This is a genomic window from Butyricicoccus sp. OF10-2 (genome assembly GCF_003481925.1).
In the GTDB taxonomy this organism is placed as follows: Bacteria; Bacillota; Clostridia; order Oscillospirales; family Butyricicoccaceae; genus Agathobaculum; species Agathobaculum butyriciproducens.
Genome location: NZ_QUMC01000003.1, coordinates 105,552 through 123,182 on the forward strand (window position 1 = coordinate 105,552; position 17,631 = coordinate 123,182).

The window sequence follows — 17,631 nt, forward strand, 5'->3', positions numbered from 1 at the left end:
CTAACCTGTTATCGTGCCCTGCCGGCACGTTATACTCCTGGGCGCTTTGTTTCGCGGGAGCGATCCTCTCTTTGCGGGATCGTTCCCCTTCTTCGTTATTATACACCATATGAACCAGGTATGCAAGCAGTTTTTTGTGCAATTTTCATGTAGCATTTTTCACAACGCCGTCGAATAACAGCGGCGGCCACTTAGTGTACGTTTCGCACACATTCTGATAAAAAATCCGAATTTTCCTTTGTTTTTTGCATTTCTGAAAGATTTTCAGCAAAATCGCCCGCTTTTGTTTATTTCTTACAAATAAAATGATATAATTTTAGTGCTACTTCACAAAGGAAGAAAAAACACCCTTCGCACAATCTGACAAAGAAAAGCCTGTGACGGCATTTTGCACAGCTGGCCGTTCCACCGATCTCAGGCAATATTCTGCCGCAGTTTTACAACACGATAGACGCATCTCCGGCGGTCAAGCATTTTTGCGGTATCTCGAATATCGCAGTAATTGAGCATGAAGAATTAACGCAACGGTTTCATTCTCCATCCTCAATCCTCCGTTTTCCATAAAAAAGCCGCTTACCAATGGTAAGCGGCTTTTGATATCTTGCTTAGTTCAGAAAATCCTTCAGCTTCTTGGAGCGCGACGGATGACGCAGCTTACGCAGCGCCTTTGCCTCAATCTGGCGGATACGCTCGCGAGTTACGTTGAATTCCTTGCCAACCTCCTCGAGGGTGCGGGTATGGCCGTCCTCGATGCCGAAGCGCAGGCGCAGAACCTTTTCCTCACGCGGCGTCAGAGTTTTGAGCACCTCGACGAGCTGCTCCTTGAGCAGCATAAAGGAGGCCGCCTCTGCCGGTTCCGGTGCGTCGTCGTCCGGGATGAAGTCGCCGAGGTGAGAATCCTCCTCCTCGCCGATCGGCGTCTCGAGCGATACCGGCTCCTGCGCGATCTTCAGGATGTCGCGCACACGGTCAACCGGCATGTTCATCTCCTTGGCGATCTCCTCCGGGCTGGGATCGTGGCCCAGCTCCTGCAGCAGCTGGCGGGAAACGCGGATAACCTTGTTGATGGTCTCAACCATGTGTACCGGAATACGGATCGTACGCGCCTGATCCGCAATCGCACGGGTGATCGCCTGACGGATCCACCACGTTGCGTAGGTAGAGAACTTAAAACCCTTGGTGCTGTCGAACTTCTCAACTGCCTTGATCAGACCGAGGTTGCCCTCCTGGATCAGATCGAGGAACAGCATGCCGCGGCCGACATAGCGCTTTGCAATGGAGACAACCAGTCGCAGGTTCGCCTCAGCCAGACGCTTCTTTGCACGGTCGCCGAGCTTGATATCCTTTTCAAGCTGTGCGCGCTCCTCCGCCGGAATGGCATCGCCTTCGTTTGCGATACGCTCTGCGGCCTCGTTGCCCTTCTGCATCCGCTCTGCGAGCGTTACCTCCTCCTCAGGAGACAGCAGATCGACCTTGCCGATCTCCTTCAGATACATGCGGACCGGATCGTCAATGGCGAACGTCTCAGCCATGGCAGAGGTATCGACCAGTTCTTCCTCCGGAACCTCTTCCACTTCCTCCGGCTCAAAGGAGTCGTCATCGTCACCGATGACCTTCTCCAGCACACCGTTCGTCTCGACCTCGATGCCCATGGTCTCGAGCGTCTCGTACACCTTGTCGATGTCCTCACTCGACAGCTCCAGATGGCTCAGTGCATCCGAGATCTCCTTGAGGGTCAGTCGGCCGTTCTTCTTGCCAAGCGCGAGCAGGTCGCGCAGGATCTGCTGCTGTGCTGCCTGCTGCTCCTGTGCGTTTGCGGCTGCATTTGCGTTTGCTTTCGTCATATCGTTTGTCCTCCCGCGTTTTGTTTTTTGATGCGTCCGAATGTAAGCAGCGGGTCCTCTCCCGCCTGCGTAATGGTTCCATCCTTGACGCGCTGCATTCGTATGGTGTTTATGTATTCCTGCAGTTCCCCTCGATGCTCTCCGGCCGGAATGCCGGGTTCGAGTATCGCGGACAGCAGGCTCATTTCGTTAGGCTCCAGCCATCCCTCAAAGGACAGCACATCGACCATCTGGTCGTTTCGGTTCAGCTCCAGCACGCGCTCGTATATCTTACGCAGCACCGGTGCGGAAAACCACGCCGGCTGCAAGTCCTTTTCGGCAACGGCAATCAATTTCTGGTCCGAGAACAGAAGTCTAAGCACATTCTCCTCGGCCTTGGCGGATTTCATATCGGTATACGCCAGCGACCTGTCCTTTGGCTGCGCCAGTCCGACCGGAGAGCGTATCTCACGCCGTTCGGCGGCCTTTCGCCGCTTGCGCTGAATGCCGAGTTCGCGCCGAACCTCAACGTTCATGGCTTCGGCGGTCACGCCTGCCATCTTGGCGGCACGTCCGGCGTAGACCTCGCGCTCAATGGTACTCTCGATGCCGGCGAGCATGCGCGCTGCATCTCTGAGGAACAGCACGCGTGCTTCGTCGTCCTCAAGATCGTACTTTGCGGCAATCTGCTCAATGCGGAACGCGTTGTGGTCCTCACTGCGTTCAATCAGATTGCGGAACGCATCCGCGCCGCGTGCCTTGATGAATTCATCCGGGTCCTTGGCCCCCGGAATGCGCAGCACCTTGACCTGCAGATCGCATTTTTTCAGGATGTCGATCGCGCGCTGTGCCGCCGCCTGACCGGCTCCGTCCGCGTCATACGAGATGACAATGCGGTCGGTATGCCGCGCGATAATGCGCGCCTGCTCCTCGGTCAGCGAGGTGCCAAGCGATGCAACCGCGGAATCAAATCCCGCCTGATGCAGCGCGATGACATCCATATAGCCCTCGGCTAAGATAAAATAATCGTTCTTCGTGCTTTTTGACAGGTTGAGCGCAAACAGATTGCGGCTCTTGTGGAAGATCGGCGTTTCCGGCGAGTTCAGGTACTTCGGCTTGGAATCATCCAGCACACGGCCGCCGAATGCGATCACATGGCCGCGCACGTCGATGATCGGGAACATGACACGGTTGCGGAACCGGTCGTAAATATGTCCCTTTTCGCTGCGGCTGACCAGACCGGCGTCCATGAGTTCCTCGCGCGTGTAGCCTTTGGCCGTCATCGCATCGATGAGCGCGTGGAAGGAATCCGGTGCATAGCCGAGTCCGAAACGGTTCATTGTCCTTCGGGACAGACCTCGGTTGATAAAATACTGCTGTGCGGTTCGGTTTTCCGGCCGCCAGAGTGTGTCATAATAATAGCGTCCGGCGTCCCTGCAGAGCGCGTACAGACGCTCTCTGTGGCGCGCCGCTTTGCGCTCGGCTTCACCCTGTTCGGGTATCTGCATGCCCGCTCGCTCGGCGAGATAGCGTACCGCATCCGGGAAGGTCAGACCTTCCGCCTTCATAATAAAGGTGATGACACCGCCGCCTGCGCCGCAGCCGAAGCAGTGAAAGATCTGCTTGTCCGGCGAGACCGAAAACGAACCGGTTTTCTCGTTGTGGAAGGGACACAGACCGAAATAGTTCGCGCCGCTCTTTTTCAGCTGCACATATTGCGAAACGATCTCTACAATGTCGTTCCGCGCGGACAGCTCATCCAGAAATATACGGTCAAACGGCACTTCGTGCCCCTCCTTCCCTATTTATCGAACGAAAACGAATATATAATACCCATTTTCGTTAATCCTCAATCTTATTCCAGCTTTTCGGAATAAACAAATTCTTATAGACCGCTATCGAGTAGCGGTCGGTCATGCCTGCAACATAGTCGCACGCAATCCGCTCGAGCGCCTCCCCCCGGGCCTGCAGCACGAAGTAATCGTCCGGCAGCTCGTCAGGATGCTCGATAAAATATTCGTACAAACTGCGCAGCATGGATTTTGCGCGTTTTTCCTCGCGCTGTGCAGCCGTGCCGTGGTACACATGATCGAACATGAACTGCCGCAGCTCCATCATGTCCGCGTGCATCTGCTCGTCCATGCCGATCTCCAGATACCGCTGACCGTACTCGATCATCGCCGTCACCAGCGTGTCAATGCGCTTGCCGTGCGTCTCACCCAGGCGTTTCCTCAAATGCTGCGGAATATCGCTCTCGCGGATAATGCCCGCGCGTACCGCATCGTCAATATCGTGGTTGATATAGGCAATGCGGTCGGCAAAGTGGATAATGCGGCCTTCCGGCGTACTCGCCTTGCGCCTGCCGGTATGGCAGACAATGCCGTTGCGCACCTCGCGCGTAAGGTTCAAATCCTCGAGCACATCCACAACGCGCAAACTCTGCTCGTTGTGCCGAAAACCGAACGGACAAACCTCATCGAGCGCCGCCTCTCCGGCGTGACCGAACGGCGTGTGCCCGAGATCATGTCCGAGCGCGATCGCTTCGGTCAAATCCTCATTGAGTCCAAGCGCCCGCGCGATTGTCCGCGCAATCTGCGCGACCTCGAGCGTGTGCGTCAGCCGAGCACGGTAGTGGTCGCCCTCCGGCGAGATAAATACCTGCGTCTTGTTGCCCAGCCGCCGGAACGCCTTCGAGTGGATAATGCGGTCGCGGTCGCGCTGAAAGCAGGTGCGGTACGGACACGGCTCCATCGGGCGCAGCCTGCCTGCGGAGCTGTCCGCAAAGGTCGCCCACGGCTCGAGCACCGCGTGCTCGCGCTGTTCGTTCTGCTCTCGAATGGTCATATGTACCGCCTCCTCAGCCTCGGAGAATCCGTCACATAATAGTTATACGAAACGAAATCTGAAAATCCTCTTTTTTCACAAAAATTTTTTCAGAATTTTGTGAGCCTTGCAAGCCGATATTTACTTGACACGCCGACCCATGAATCGGGTCTCCATGACCTCGGCGTAGACCTGCCCTGCCGTGGCTTCGGCAAGCGCCCGATTGAGCTCGTCCTCCCGACCGGCGGGCAGCGTCACGGTCAGCGTTACATCCGCACCGTAGTCGGTCTCCTCGACCGCGCAGTCGTGGTCCGGCAGCAGGTGCAGAATAATCTCATACAGATTGTACGGGCACGCGATGAGCGCCACCGTGTACAGGCTCATTCTCTGTACACCGGCTGCCGCGACAGCCACCTGCGCGCCCTGCGTGTACGCGCGGACCAATCCGCCCGTACCGAGCAGAATACCGCCGAAATAGCGCGTGACAACGCAAACGCAGTCGGTCAGGTTCTCATGGCGCAGCACCTCGAGGATCGGCATGCCTGCCGTGCCCTGCGGTTCTCCGTCATCCGAGTAGCGCATCACATTGCCTTCACGGAGAATGTAGGCGTAGCAGTTGTGTGTCGCGTCCCAGTAGGTCTCGCGCATCTCCTTTATCTTCGCTACCGCCTCTTCGGCGGTTTCAACGTGCCACAGCCGTCCAGTGAACTTGGAGCGTTTTTCTTCAAATTTGTCCTCGCCGTAATCGGCAAAAGGCACAAAGTAGTCTTTTTCCATCAGCAAATCCTTAAATAATCAGGAATTAGTAGTTAGTAATTGCGGTATCGCGCCATGCGCGATGATTCAAAATGCGCTTCGCGCACCTTAATTCCTAATTCCTCATTACTAATTACTCATTATCCATAATGTATGTCGAAACTCTGCCGTAGGTCTTATCATCCACGACCGCCTCGACAATCGTGCCTTCTGCGGCATAGTCGGTCGAGTCGATCTGCGCTTCACGGTGCAGCATATCGAGCACGGCACCATCGCTGTACGGGATGCACAGCTTTACCTTATGCTTGCCCTTGCCGAGCGCCTTTTCGATGGCTGTCAGCAGGTCGTCAATGCCTTCTCCGCTCTTTGCGGAAATCTTCACGCCCTCATCCGGCCGAATGAACGGAATAACATCCGGATCGCACTTATCCGCCTTGTTGTACACCATCACGCGCGGAATATCCTGTGCGCCGAGCTGTGCCACAACCTTATCCACAGTCTGTGCATGAATCTGCCAGTTTTCGTCCGAAACGTCCACGACATGCAGCAGCAGATCGGCATACGCCAGCTCCTCGAGCGTTGCCTTGAACGCCGACACGAGATGATGCGGCAGCTTGCGGATGAAGCCTACGGTATCGGACAGAAGGATTTCCTGCGTATCCGAAATGCGTTTTTTACGCGTGGTCGGGTCGAGCGTATCGAACAGACGGTCGTTCGCCTCGATGCCCGCACCGGTCAGGGTGTTCAGCAGCGTGGACTTGCCCGCGTTCGTGTAGCCGACAATGGCAACCAGTGGCAGCTCGGCCTTTTTGCGCTGGCGGCGCTGCACAGAACGCACCTGCCGCACCTGCTCCAGATCACGGCGCAGCTTGTCGATGCGGCTGCGGATGTGACGGCGGTCGCTCTCCAGCTTGCTCTCACCGGGTCCGCGCGTGCCGATGCCGCCGCCGAGACGGCTCATCGCCTTGCCCATGCCCGCCAGACGCGGCAGAATGTACTGGTACTGCGCCAGTTCGACCTGCAGCTTGCCTTCGCCGGTGCGCGCACGCTGCGCGAAAATATCGAGGATGAGCGCCGAGCGGTCGAGTACCGTGCGGCCGGTCAATTCCTCCAGATTGCTCATCTGCGACGGCGACAGCTCATTGTCGAACAGGATCAGACTTGCGTCGTTCATCTCGGCAAGCTGCTTAACCTCTTCCGCCTTGCCCTCACCGATAAACGTGCGGGCATCCGGCGCCGGACGGCGCTGCAGCGTCATCGCAACGGCCTCCGCACCGGCAGTCTCCGCCAGCGCGCGCAGCTCGTCCATCGTGCGCTCGTCCGCATCCTGATCGGCGTTGAAGCTCGGACACGACAGACCGACCAGAACCGCCCGTTCGATCTGCTTTTCTTCTGTTTGATTGGTAAACGGCATGGAAAATTCCTCCTTGCTGTTAAATTGTCCTCTATATTTATTACACCCAAACGCAAAACCGTACAAGACTTGATTTTCCGTCCGATTTGCGGTAATATAAAGGCAGAAAAGTGAATATTTTTCCGTCACGGCAAACCGTGGCGGATTTTTTGTTATATAGAAAATGCCCTATCGTTGTAAGTCAGCACACCCTGCGGTAACATCTGTTATCAAATTAAACTCGTAGTTGCTGTCCATAACAACGCGTAAACGAGTTGCGCGGCACAGATATGCCGCGCCTGCGCAGAGTAAACCGTCTGTGCAGCAGCATGGTATCCGGCACTGCGGATAGGCCGCGACATGGGAGCACACTGTGCTCCCCTACGGTAGAAAAAAGTCCTCTGCCGTCCCCCTATTTCAGAGCGGTCGCCGGTCTCTGGTCTGCGCCAAGCTAAGAAACAAAGGGAAACGGGAGTTAAGAGGGTAGAAACCGCAGGTGTCTACCCTCTTGCCCACCGCCGTGGGTACGGCGAATCTTCTGCCGTCCGCAGACGGCAACTCTCCGCTGAGGTTCAGCGAAAAACTTTCCGCCCGGACAGCGAGTATTGCTAACGCGACTCGTGTGCCCCGCCTAATCGGTGCAGGAAAAGCCTGACGCCCGGACAGGATGAACCGCCTGCGCGGTTCAAGCGCACCAAACCGCCTGTGCCGCAAACACCCTTCCGCAATCTGCAAACAGATAACGAAAAAGCCACCGAAAACACGTTTCGATGGCTTTTCTCATTACTTGTCCAGATTGAAACGCTTCTTGAAGCGATCAACACGTCCGCCGGTGTCTACCAGCTTCTGCTTACCCGTGAAGAAGGGGTGGCACTTGGAGCAAACGTCAACGACGATGTTCTCCTTGGTGGAGCCGGTCTCAATGACATTGCCGCAGGCACAGCGGATCGTGGTCTGCTTGTAGTCGGGATGGATGCCCTGTTTCATGTTGTTTCACCTCTTTCCACGGATATGTTTACATATCTCCAACAGTCGTAAATTTATCTTACCACATGTTTTCCGAAAATGCAAGCATTATTTTTCATAAATCAGATTTTCTTCTTTCCAGCCCTCGAGCACGGGAATCATGGAAGCGGCAAGCTGCTTTGCGCCTGCCAGATCGTGCAGCAGATAATTGCCGCACTCAATGCGGCTCGCGCCCGGAATCTCGCCTTCGTAAGCGGCGATAAACGCCATGCTCTCCTGCACGAGCGCAATCGCATCCGACGGCTTCATATCGCGCACAAGGAAGTAGAAGCCGGTCTGACAGCCCATCGGACCGCAGTAGATGATCTGATCGGCAAACTTCGAGTTGCGCGCATACGTTGCAAACAGGTGTTCAAACGTGTGACCCGCCGCAGGCTGGATGTAAGTACCCGCATTCGGGTACACCATTCTGATATCATAGGTGGTGATGTCGCCGTCGATACGCGAGGTATACATACCCGGCTTCAGTTTATCATGGTTTACTTCAAAGCTGGCAATTCGTTTCATGCCTTTGCCTCCTTTTCTACATCAAGGAACCGAAGTTCCGAGCGGTATTCGCGCCAGAGCAAAATATACGAGATAAAGAATGCTGCGATTTCTGCAATCGGGAACGCATACCATACCGCATTCAGGCCAAACTGCTGACCCAGCAGCCATGCCGCCGGAAGGATAACGACCAGCTGACGGCAGACAGACACGATCAGGCTGTTCATGCCGCGTGCGGTTGCCTGAAACATTGTGGAATTAATGATACCGAACGCTGCACCGAGGAAGGACAGGCTGATGGTCTTGAGCGCCGGAACGCCGACCTCAATCATCTCCTGTGCTGCCGCTGCATCGGACTTGTCCACAAACAGCATGAGCATCTGCTCGGGCAGCAGCTGGAACAGCACCAGACCAAGCGCCATAATGACGACAGCCGCCGTCAGCGTGATCTTGTACGCCCCCATCAGACGCTTGCGGTTGCGTGCGCCGTAGTTGTAGCCCATAACCGGCAGCGCACCCTGATTGAGTCCGAATACCGGCATAAAGACGAAGGTCTGCAGCTTGAAATACACACCGAGTACGTTGACCGCCGTCTGCGAGAAGGCAATCAAAATACCGTTCATACCGGCCGTCATAACGGAAACGACGCTCTGCATGACAATACCCGGCAGGCCGACACGGTAAATGTCCTTGATCGTCTGTCCGCGCCACTTGAACTCGCGCATGTTAACATTCAACACCTTCTGACGACGGAACACGCCCCACAGACCAAGCGCCATGCCGAAGATCTGGCCGATAACGGTCGCGAGCGCCGCGCCACGAATACCCATCTCCGGGAACGGACCGATACCGAAGATCATCAGCGGGTCGAGGATGATGTTGATGATCGCACCGGTCAGACCCTGACACATCGGGATGATCATGTTGCCGCCGGACTGCTGGATCTTCTCGCACATCATCGAGATCATAACAAAAATACTCATGCCGACCGCAAGGTGCGAATACTGGATAGCGTAAGCCGAAACCGCCTCGCTCGCACCGAATGCGCCGACGAATACACCCGAAAATCCCCAGCCGAGGATGAAGAATGCGATGCCGCCAACAACCGCCAGCGCTACGCCGTGCTCTGCCGCCGAGTCCGCGTGCTTCTGGCGCTTTTCGCCCAGACGGCGTGCGATCAGTGAGTTTACGCCGACACCGGTGCCGACACCGATCGCCACGACCAGCATCTGCAGCGGATATACGAGCGAAACCGCCGCCAGCGCATCCTGCGAATACTTGGCCACGAAGATACTGTCCACGATATTGTACAGCGCGTTGATGATCATGGAGATCATCGCCGGCAGTGCCATCGAGAAGATCAGCGGGCCCATTTGGGCGGTTCCCATTTTATTCTGTTGTTCCAAAAATTTCAGCCTCCCAACGTAAAAGGAAGCCGCGTTAGGATTTCTAACGCAGCTCCATACTCTCTTTCCTATATATAATAGGATATGATGCGTTATATTGCAAGTGTTTTTTACAGTTTATCCGCAAGTTCGGCAAAGGAATGCTCGACGAACACATCGCTGACCTGCCGGAGCGTGTCTTCGCCCTCCGCGTAGGCGGGCTCTGCCATACCGCAGAGCGCAAAACCGGCTTTTTTCGCCGTTACGCCCGCATACGGCGCATCCTCAAACACCATGCACTCGCCTGCTGTCAGGCCGAGGCGGCGGGCGGCTTCGAGATAGATGTCCGGCTCGTACTTGGGCACGCCTACGTCCTCGATGGTGAGCATGAACTCGAAATATTTCATCATGTCGCGGTCGATAAGCGCCTTCTCCGCGTGGCGGCGTGCCGTCAGCGTAGCGATGGCCATTTTGATGCCGCGTGCGCGCAGACCTTCGAGAAAATCGATCACGCCGTCCTTCGGCCGGGCAATCGTCTCGTAGCGCGAGGTAATCATCTCGTCCATGCCGTCGAGCATCTGCTGCTGGGTCAGCGGCAGGTTCGGATAGCGTTTCAGAAAATACTCCGCGACCTGCGGCTGGGAAAAGCCCTCGCATACCGCGTAGTCCGCGTCTGTGATGTGAACGTCGAACTGCGCAAGGTAGCGCTGTGTCAGTCGTTTCCAGACCGGCATGGAGTCCAAAAGCGTGCCGTCCATGTCGAAAATTGCACCTTTGAAATTCTGCATTGGTTTTGTTCCTTTCGAGAACGTATATCGTAGGGCGTGACGACCTCGGCACGCCGCTTTTTCAGCAACTGCACATGATTTACACGGCGCGCCGAGTCGTCGCGCCCTACGGATGGTTGGTTATTTGGTTTTTCGGTCGATATATCTCGGCTGGAGCTTGGAATAGATGATCTTCTGCTCACTGTACAGGCCGTAGTAGCCGGAGAGCATGTACGCGATGGCGATGACCAGTGCAAACAGCGCAAGGCTCTGACCGCCGAACAGCTCATACGCCAGCAGGATGGATGTAAGCGGCGAATTTGTCACGCCGCAGAACACGGCCGTCATACCGAGACCGGCCGCAAAGGACGGCGCCAGACCGAAAAATCCGCCGTAGGCGGCGCCGAAGGTCGCGCCGATGAACAGCACGGGCACGATCTCACCGCCTTTATAGCCGACACCGATGGTAATCGCCGTCAGCACCAGCTTGAGGAAAAACGCCTCGTATGCCGCGTGACCGGCAATCGCGTGTTCAATGACCTGCATGCCTGCACCGTTGTAGTCGCGCGTGCCGAGCAGCAGGCTGATGAGCACCACGACCGCGCCGCCAACCGCAATGCAGGCGTACTGGTTCGGCAGAAAATGCTTGAACAGATGACCGATTTTATGGAAGATGACGCACACGAGCGCACTCAGTCCGGCGCAGACCATGCCGAACGCCACCAGCTTTACAATGAGCAGCACATCCGTATTTTCCGGCACACCGGAGAGCGTAAACGCGGTCGTGCCGCCGCCAAGCTGCAGCGCTACCTGATGCGCGATCACGCTCGCGAGGATGGACGGAAACAGCGCCGCGTAGTACATCACGCCCACGCTGATAACCTCCATTGCGAACACGCTCGCCGCAAGCGGTGTGCCGAACAGTGCCGAAAAGCACGCCGCCATACCGCACATGGTAATGGTGCGGGAATCCTTGTCGTCCAGGTGCATCAGATGTCCGATATTGCCCGAAATCGCACCGCCGAGCTGCAACGCCGCACCTTCTCGTCCGGCAGAGCCGCCGCACAGGTGGGTCAGCACCGAGGTGATAAAGATGCTCGGAGCAAGCCGCAGCCGCACCGGATGATCCTGCCGCACCGAGGTCAGGATGAAGTTGGTGCCGCGTTCAAGCGGCATATCCATTTTACTGTACCAGAGCGCGATAAACAGACCGACCAGCGGCAGAAAATACAGCGTCCAGCTGTATTCCTGACGGGTTTCGGTCGCCCATTCGAGGGCGTGCTCAAACGCCGCGCCGACTGCGCCCACCACCACGCCGATAATGACTGCAAACAGGCACCACCGCGCAAACGCGCTGATATTGCGCCGCACGCGGTACCACGAACCGTACAGCCGCCGCAGCAGACGGCGTCCCGGCTTATTATTCTGAGGCATAGCGCCCCTCCCCCTTCATGCAATCTCATTTCCGATAAGAATTGCCCCGCAGAGATAACCTGTGGGGCAATTTGTGAGTAAACTATGCTTATTTGCTCGTAGATGCGGTTTCCTTGAGCACAACATCGTGTGCGCCGCCCTCGACGATCGAGGTTGCGGATACCAGCGTGATCTTTGCCTTCTTCTGGAACTCCGGAATGGACAGAGAGCCGCAGTTGCACATGGTGGAACGGACCTTGCTCAGGGTCAGACCGAGGTTGTCCTTCAGCGAGCCTGCGTACGGAACGTAGGAGTCAACGCCTTCCTCGAAGGACAGCTTCTTGTCGCCGCCCATGTCGTAGCGCTGCCAGTTGCGGGCACGAGCAGAGCCCTCGCCCCAGTATTCCTTCATGTAGCTGCCATTGATGTTGACCTTGTTCGTCGGGGACTCGTCAAAACGAGAGAAGTAGCGGCCGAGCATGAGGAAGTCAGCGCCCATAGCCAGCGCCAGCGTGCAGTGATAATCGTGAACGATACCGCCGTCCGAGCAGATCGGAATGTAGATGCCGGTCTCCTCGAAATACTCGTCACGAGCGGCTGCAACCTCGATCAGAGCGGTAGCCTGACCGCGGCCGATGCCCTTCTGCTCACGGGTGATGCAGATGGAGCCGCCGCCAATACCGACCTTGATGAAGTCCGCGCCGGCCTCAGCGAGGAAACGGAAACCCTCGCGGTCAACAACGTTGCCCGCGCCGACCTTTACACTGTCGCCGTACTTTGCGCGTACCCAGGACAGAGTGCGGCTCTGCCACTCGGAGAAACCCTCGGAGGAGTCGATGCAGAGAACATCTGCGCCGGCCTCAACCAGTGCCGGAACACGTTCTGCGTAGTCACGGGTGTTGATGCCTGCGCCGACTACATAACGCTTGTGCTCATCGAGCAGCTCAAGAGAGTTTGCCTTGTGGCTGTCGTAGTCCTTGCGGAATACCATATAAACCAGATGCTGCTTGTCGTCTACCAGCGGCAGAGAGTTCAGCTTGTTGTCCCAGATGATGTCGTTTGCGATCTTGAGGCTGGTATCTGCCGGAGCGGTGATCAGCTTGTCAAACGGAGTCATGAACTCCTCAACCTTAACGCTGCGCTCCATGCGGGAAACGCGGTAGTCGCGGCTGGTGACAATGCCGAGCAGCTTGCCGTTAGCGGTGCCGTCATCGGTAACTGCCATGGTGGAGTGACCGGTGCGCTCCTTCAGCTTGAGAACCTCCTCAAGGGTGGTGTCCGGCTTTACGTTGGAGTCGGATACGATGAAGCCCGCCTTGTAGCTCTTTACGCGGGAAACCATGGCAGCCTCGCTCTCGATCGACTGCGAACCGAAGATAAAGGAGATACCGCCCTCCTGCGCCAGTGCGATCGCCATACGATCATCCGATACCGCCTGCATGATTGCGGAAACCATCGGAATGTTGGCATACAGCGCGGATTCCTCGCCCTTTTTGTACTTAACGATTGGTGTGCGCAGGCTTACGTTCGCCGGCATGCACTCCGCAGAGGAATACCCCGGTACCAGCAGATATTCGTTAAAGGTATGCGAAGGTTCACTGAAATAATACGCCATTTCGTCGTTCTCCTTTTCTCCAAATAGGTCGTTTTTGATAGTTAAGTTTATTATATCCTTTTTGCCCTGTAAAGTAAAGCGGGCATATGACGGTTTTTCACGATTTTTGCCGCATGCGTGTTATGCAATCCGTGCAAACGGCTGTCACGAAACCAGCCTCTGACAGATAGAAAAATCCGCAGACGTTCCCGTCTGCGGATTTTTCATTTGGAAATGAGGAATGAATGATGGTGGCATATTGAGGTTCTGCGGAGCCGTCCGGTATTTTTCCGGTGCCCCTTCGCTTTTGTTGTACTCAATTTACCATCGTGCGGCCGCAATGTCAATGCGTGCAAATGAATCTTAACACACTCTTAACTGCTGTGCGGTCGAATGCCGTCAGGTCTCGTCGAGCGACACCCATTCGGTATCGCCGGTGTGGAAAAAGTACAGCACGCAGGCACGGACCGGTCTGCCGTAAATCTCATGCACAGCACGCGCGTAGGCGGCCAGCTGCGGACGGTACTGCTCGGCTCTCTCGACCGCACCACCCTTCTTGATGCGGTCGGTCTTGAAATCAAGGATAACAAAGCCGTCCCCGGTTTCGATCAGGCAGTCGATAACGCCCTGCAGGAGCACGTTTTCCTCGGGTGCATCCGCCGCGACCGGAAAATACGCTTGCACCGGAACAAGCACGGAGAACTTGAACTCACGCCGCACCTTGTTTTCCGCCATAAAGGTTTTGTACAGGTCGGAGGCGAAAAACCGTTCGATCTTGCGTTTATCCACAGCATACGCCTGTTCTGTGGACAAAATCTTCTTTTCCGCCAAACGATTCAGCTCGTTTTCCACGCCGTTCGGCGCACAGGCGGCGTCAAAGTCGCAGAACTGCATGAACAGGTGGTGTGCTGTACCGACCTCGGCAGGCGTCAGCTTCTTTTCTCCCTGCTCGAACAGCGGCGCGCGCAGCTGCACCTCCTTTCGCGGAGGCGGTGTCTGCTCGGCGGCCTCGTCTGCGCGGTAGCCGCGGCCGACACCGGTGGCGGTCAGCTTGCTCGGCAGATCCGCGAGGTAAGCATGCGGGTAGTCGAAGTGCGGCTGCACGGTGCAGTCGCCGGTCTCCCTGTCCTCGAAACGCAGGATTTCAGTTTCCTGCGGCTGCAGGTCGCTCGGATAATACACCTTGAGTGTGAATGCGTCATTGTCCGTGCCGTGCTCGGGCACCTCAGGCGCATACTCCTCGCGGAACGCACGCGCGCACGGATGCCGCAGCAGCGGTGTCAGAATCCACGCAAGCGGCGTGCGCGCCGCGCCCATGGCGTACTGCGGCAGCTCATCGAGCGATGCCAGCAGCGACCATTTTTTCAGCGAATTCCGCAGGCTGCCGGTGGCTGCCGTCAGAATCAGTTTTTCCTTGGCGCGCGTCATCGCTACATATAATACGCGCAGCTCTTCGGATATCATCTCGCGGCGCATCTGCACCGAGACCGCAATGCGCTCGGCGGTGTCGTACTGCACACCGCGGTCACGGTCGCGGCACTTGCTGCCGAAGCCGAGGTTCTGGTGCACGAGCACCGGCTCCTTGAGGTCGCTGTCGTTGAACTGCTTGGCGCAGTCCGCCACGATAACAACCGGAAATTCCAGTCCCTTGGACTTGTGGATGGACAGAATGCGGACCGCACCGCCGGTGGCCTCGGCGCCGACCGTCTGGAAATCCTCGCCCTGTTCGAGCATGCCGCGCAGCAGGCGCACAAAGTCAAACAGGCCGCGGAAGCCCTGTCCCTCAAACGAGCGCGCCCGCTCGAAGAATGTCAGCAGGTTGCTCTGGCGCTGTGCGCCGTTCGGCAGCGCGCCGTACAGGCCGAGTGCACCGGTCTGATCGTAAATCTCCCACAGCAGGCGGTACACCGGCTGATCGCACGCAAAAGTGCGCAGAAAGTCCAGCCGCTGCAGAAAGGTTTCCACCTTCGGGAAATCCGTTCTCGACTGCAAAAGCGCGTCATAATAGCTGATCTTGCGATCCACAAGGCGAATATCTGCCAGTTCCTGCTCGGTGAAGCCGAACAGCGGCGAGCGCATCACACCGATAAGGTCAACGTCCTGCCTCGGATTGTCAATGACGCTGAGCAGCGACACCATTGTGCCGACCTCGGCAGTCTCCAGCAGGCCGCCGCGCTGCTCGGCGCTGGCTGTTACGCCGATACGCTCCAGCTCCGCAATGTAGGTCGGCGCCTTGCTTCTGGGCGAGCGCAGCAGGATTACGATGTCACCCGGCGTGACCGGACGCAGCCTTCCGGTCTGCTTATCCGTCACCGGAAAGCCTTCATCGAGCAGCGCACGAATGCGCTTCGCGGCAAGCCGTGCTTCGAGTTCGGTCTTGTCCGGCGCATCATCGTCCTCGCCGAGTCCGTCCGCGTCCACGAGCAGGACTTCGGTCTTGTACCGCGCATTTCCGGACTCCGGATAGTAGTCCGCGCCGAGGTGCAGCGCCTCCTTGTCCGTGTACACGAGATCGCCCACGGTCTCGCCCATGACGGCGGCAAACAGATAGTTGCACGCGTCCAGCACGGCCGCTCGTGAACGGAAATTCTGCCCGAGCACGACACGGCGCGGCTGCCCGTCAGCGGCGTCTGCCACCTCACCGAAGCTGCGGTATTTCTCAAGGAAAATGGACGGGTCAGCCAGTCGAAAGCCGTAAATGCTCTGCTTGACGTCACCGACCATGAACAGGTTGGTCTCGTCTCTGGAGAGTGCACGGAAGATGGCATCCTGCACGGCGTTGGTGTCCTGATACTCGTCCACCGCAATTTCGGTGAACTGCTCGGACATGGTTTTCGCCAGTGCAGACGGCCTGCCGTCTGTGTACAGCAGACGCACGGCAAAGTGCTCCAAATCGTTGAAATCCGCAGCATTTCTCGCACGTTTCGCTGCCGTAAAGGCATCGTCAAAGGCGTTTACCATGTCAATGAGTGCGAACAGCGCGGGGGCTGTCAGGCCGCGGTCGTACTCCGCTTCTTCTGCGGTGACGGTCAGCCATTTCTCCCGAATGTTATTGGCAACGCCTTCCACTCCTCGCGCATGGCCTTGATCTGCTCGAGGAACGCCTTGTCCTCAAATTTTCTCGCGGCCTTCAGTCGGTCAAACGAAATCGACCGGGCAGCCTTCACGCAGTCATCCCAGCTGCCGCCAAACAGTGCGTCCAGCAGATGCTCGGCCTGATTTAAGTCGCTCGTCAGCGCGGGCAGATAGTTGTCCGCCAGCTCATCAATGCCGGTCAATTCATCCACAGCCATGTGCAGAAATGCCGCACCGTGCTGTGCCGCCGACTTCGCCTGCTCGCGCAGAACACGGCCGTGCGGCGTGTCCATGCCGCGCGTGTACAATCCGGCGCGCACATCCTCGAGGAACGCCCGCGGATCAGGATGCGCCTGAATCTTCTCGTAGGTGCCGAGAATGACCTCGCCCAGCTTTTTATCGTCGCGCCCCGCCGTCAGCAGGTCGCAGAGCGCGAAAAACTTCTCATCCGCCTGCTCGTAGGCCGTGTCGAGCACTTCTTCGAGCACCTCGGCGCGAAGCAGCTTGCCCTCGTTTTCGTCCATCAGGCGGAAGTCGGGTGCAATACCGAGCACTGCCGCCTGCTCGCGCGCGAGCGACAGACACAGCGCGTGCACGGTCGTGATTTTCGCGCGGTGCACGAGGAACAGCTGCCGCCGCAGACGGGTATCCCGCGGTTTGCGGCTACAGCCGCACCAAGGGCCGCACCGATTCGCTCACGCATTTCGGCTGCCGCTGCGCTGGTAAAGGTAACCAGCAGCAGGCGGTCGATATCGACCGGATCGTTCTCGTCCGTCAGCCGCCGGAGCACACGCTCGGTCAGTACGGCCGTCTTGCCCGAGCCGGCTGCCGCCGAAACCAGCAGTGCACCGCCGCGATCGTCGATCGCGGTCTGCTGATCAGGTGTCCACTTCGGCATTGTCGTCCCCTCCTAACTGCTCCCAGAATTCCTTGTCCTTGATGTTTTTCAGCCAGCGCACCTTGTCTCCGGCGGTCTCATCGAACCGGCAGGCTGCCCGGAAATCACACCATTCGCAGTAGCTGCGGTCGGTCTTGCGCGGGTTGGCTTCAATGCTGCCGTTTCGCAGAGCCTGTCCCATTTCGAGTAGCT

General features: G+C 57.2%; 15 protein-coding genes. All 15 read right to left on the bottom strand.

Features of this window, described 5'->3' with window-relative positions; genetic code table 11:
* Window positions 1-605: 605 nt before the first annotated feature.
* Window positions 606-1,844 carry an RNA polymerase sigma factor RpoD gene (gene rpoD / locus DXB00_RS03035; RefSeq protein ID WP_110436306.1) on the bottom strand — a complete coding sequence of 413 codons (1,239 nt, stop codon included), beginning with the start codon at window positions 1,842-1,844 and terminating at the stop codon, window positions 606-608.
* A complete protein-coding gene (gene dnaG / locus DXB00_RS03040; protein WP_118285635.1) occupies window positions 1,841-3,607 on the bottom strand; it encodes a DNA primase in 1,767 nt (588 codons plus the stop codon). Before dnaG ends, rpoD begins: the two co-directional genes overlap by 4 nt.
* A gap of 58 nt (window positions 3,608-3,665) precedes the next feature.
* Window positions 3,666-4,667 (bottom strand): deoxyguanosinetriphosphate triphosphohydrolase, encoded by a 1,002-nt coding sequence (locus DXB00_RS03045; RefSeq protein ID WP_118729001.1) that lies wholly within the window; start codon window positions 4,665-4,667, stop codon window positions 3,666-3,668.
* A gap of 120 nt (window positions 4,668-4,787) precedes the next feature.
* Entirely contained in the window at window positions 4,788-5,423 is a 636-nt protein-coding gene (locus DXB00_RS03050; protein ID WP_118729002.1) for a YigZ family protein, read from the bottom strand.
* Between the two features lie 112 nt (window positions 5,424-5,535).
* Window positions 5,536-6,816 (bottom strand): GTPase HflX, encoded by a 1,281-nt coding sequence (gene hflX, locus DXB00_RS03055; RefSeq protein WP_118729003.1) that lies wholly within the window; start codon window positions 6,814-6,816, stop codon window positions 5,536-5,538.
* A gap of 762 nt (window positions 6,817-7,578) precedes the next feature.
* Complete coding sequence (rpmE, locus tag DXB00_RS03060) at window positions 7,579-7,782, bottom strand: 50S ribosomal protein L31 (protein ID WP_016147979.1); 204 nt, start codon at window positions 7,780-7,782, stop codon at window positions 7,579-7,581.
* 87 nt (window positions 7,783-7,869) lie between these two features.
* A complete protein-coding gene (locus DXB00_RS03065) occupies window positions 7,870-8,328 on the bottom strand; it encodes an S-ribosylhomocysteine lyase (protein ID WP_110436301.1) in 459 nt (152 codons plus the stop codon).
* Window positions 8,325-9,713 carry an MATE family efflux transporter gene (locus DXB00_RS03070; protein ID WP_118729004.1) on the bottom strand — a complete coding sequence of 463 codons (1,389 nt, stop codon included), beginning with the start codon at window positions 9,711-9,713 and terminating at the stop codon, window positions 8,325-8,327. Before DXB00_RS03070 ends, DXB00_RS03065 begins: the two co-directional genes overlap by 4 nt.
* Window positions 9,714-9,823: 110 nt before the next feature.
* On the bottom strand, window positions 9,824-10,480 hold the full coding sequence (locus DXB00_RS03075; protein WP_119214506.1) for an HAD family hydrolase: 657 nt from the start codon (window positions 10,478-10,480) through the stop codon (window positions 9,824-9,826).
* Window positions 10,481-10,600: 120 nt separating this feature from the next.
* Window positions 10,601-11,893, bottom strand: a complete 1,293-nt coding sequence (locus DXB00_RS03080) for a chloride channel protein (RefSeq protein ID WP_117750912.1) — start codon at window positions 11,891-11,893, stop codon at window positions 10,601-10,603.
* A gap of 88 nt (window positions 11,894-11,981) precedes the next feature.
* On the bottom strand, window positions 11,982-13,487 hold the full coding sequence (locus tag DXB00_RS03085; RefSeq protein ID WP_117491317.1) for an IMP dehydrogenase: 1,506 nt from the start codon (window positions 13,485-13,487) through the stop codon (window positions 11,982-11,984).
* Window positions 13,488-13,865: 378 nt separating this feature from the next.
* Window positions 13,866-16,535 carry a helicase-exonuclease AddAB subunit AddA gene (gene addA / locus DXB00_RS03090; protein ID WP_119214507.1) on the bottom strand — a complete coding sequence of 890 codons (2,670 nt, stop codon included), beginning with the start codon at window positions 16,533-16,535 and terminating at the stop codon, window positions 13,866-13,868.
* A complete protein-coding gene (locus DXB00_RS03095) occupies window positions 16,496-17,161 on the bottom strand; it encodes a UvrD-helicase domain-containing protein (RefSeq protein ID WP_158581248.1) in 666 nt (221 codons plus the stop codon). Before DXB00_RS03095 ends, addA begins: the two co-directional genes overlap by 40 nt.
* Window positions 17,065-17,439, bottom strand: a complete 375-nt coding sequence (locus DXB00_RS17620; protein ID WP_305143085.1) for a UvrD-helicase domain-containing protein — start codon at window positions 17,437-17,439, stop codon at window positions 17,065-17,067. The genes DXB00_RS03095 and DXB00_RS17620 overlap by 97 nt, the downstream gene beginning before the upstream one ends.
* Window positions 17,420-17,620 (bottom strand): hypothetical protein, encoded by a 201-nt coding sequence (locus DXB00_RS03105; RefSeq protein ID WP_442861360.1) that lies wholly within the window; start codon window positions 17,618-17,620, stop codon window positions 17,420-17,422. Before DXB00_RS03105 ends, DXB00_RS17620 begins: the two co-directional genes overlap by 20 nt.
* Between the last annotated feature and the right edge of the window lie 11 nt (window positions 17,621-17,631).

What these genes read in the sequence shown, in the direction of transcription:
- rpoD (WP_110436306.1), bottom strand. Translation starts at nt 1,844, where the DNA reads ATGACGAAAGCAAACGCAAATGCAGCCGCAAACGCACAGGAGCAGCAG.
- DXB00_RS03045 (WP_118729001.1), bottom strand. Translation starts at nt 4,667, where the DNA reads ATGACCATTCGAGAGCAGAACGAACAGCGCGAGCACGCGGTGCTCGAG.
- DXB00_RS03050 (WP_118729002.1), bottom strand. Translation starts at nt 5,423, where the DNA reads ATGGAAAAAGACTACTTTGTGCCTTTTGCCGATTACGGCGAGGACAAA.
- hflX (WP_118729003.1), bottom strand. Translation starts at nt 6,816, where the DNA reads ATGCCGTTTACCAATCAAACAGAAGAAAAGCAGATCGAACGGGCGGTT.
- rpmE (WP_016147979.1), bottom strand. Translation starts at nt 7,782, where the DNA reads ATGAAACAGGGCATCCATCCCGACTACAAGCAGACCACGATCCGCTGT.
- DXB00_RS03065 (WP_110436301.1), bottom strand. Translation starts at nt 8,328, where the DNA reads ATGAAACGAATTGCCAGCTTTGAAGTAAACCATGATAAACTGAAGCCG.
- DXB00_RS03075 (WP_119214506.1), bottom strand. Translation starts at nt 10,480, where the DNA reads ATGCAGAATTTCAAAGGTGCAATTTTCGACATGGACGGCACGCTTTTG.
- DXB00_RS03080 (WP_117750912.1), bottom strand. Translation starts at nt 11,893, where the DNA reads ATGCCTCAGAATAATAAGCCGGGACGCCGTCTGCTGCGGCGGCTGTAC.
- DXB00_RS03085 (WP_117491317.1), bottom strand. Translation starts at nt 13,487, where the DNA reads ATGGCGTATTATTTCAGTGAACCTTCGCATACCTTTAACGAATATCTG.
- DXB00_RS17620 (WP_305143085.1), bottom strand. Translation starts at nt 17,439, where the DNA reads ATGCCGAAGTGGACACCTGATCAGCAGACCGCGATCGACGATCGCGGC.
- DXB00_RS03105 (WP_442861360.1), bottom strand. Translation starts at nt 17,620, where the DNA reads ATGGGACAGGCTCTGCGAAACGGCAGCATTGAAGCCAACCCGCGCAAG.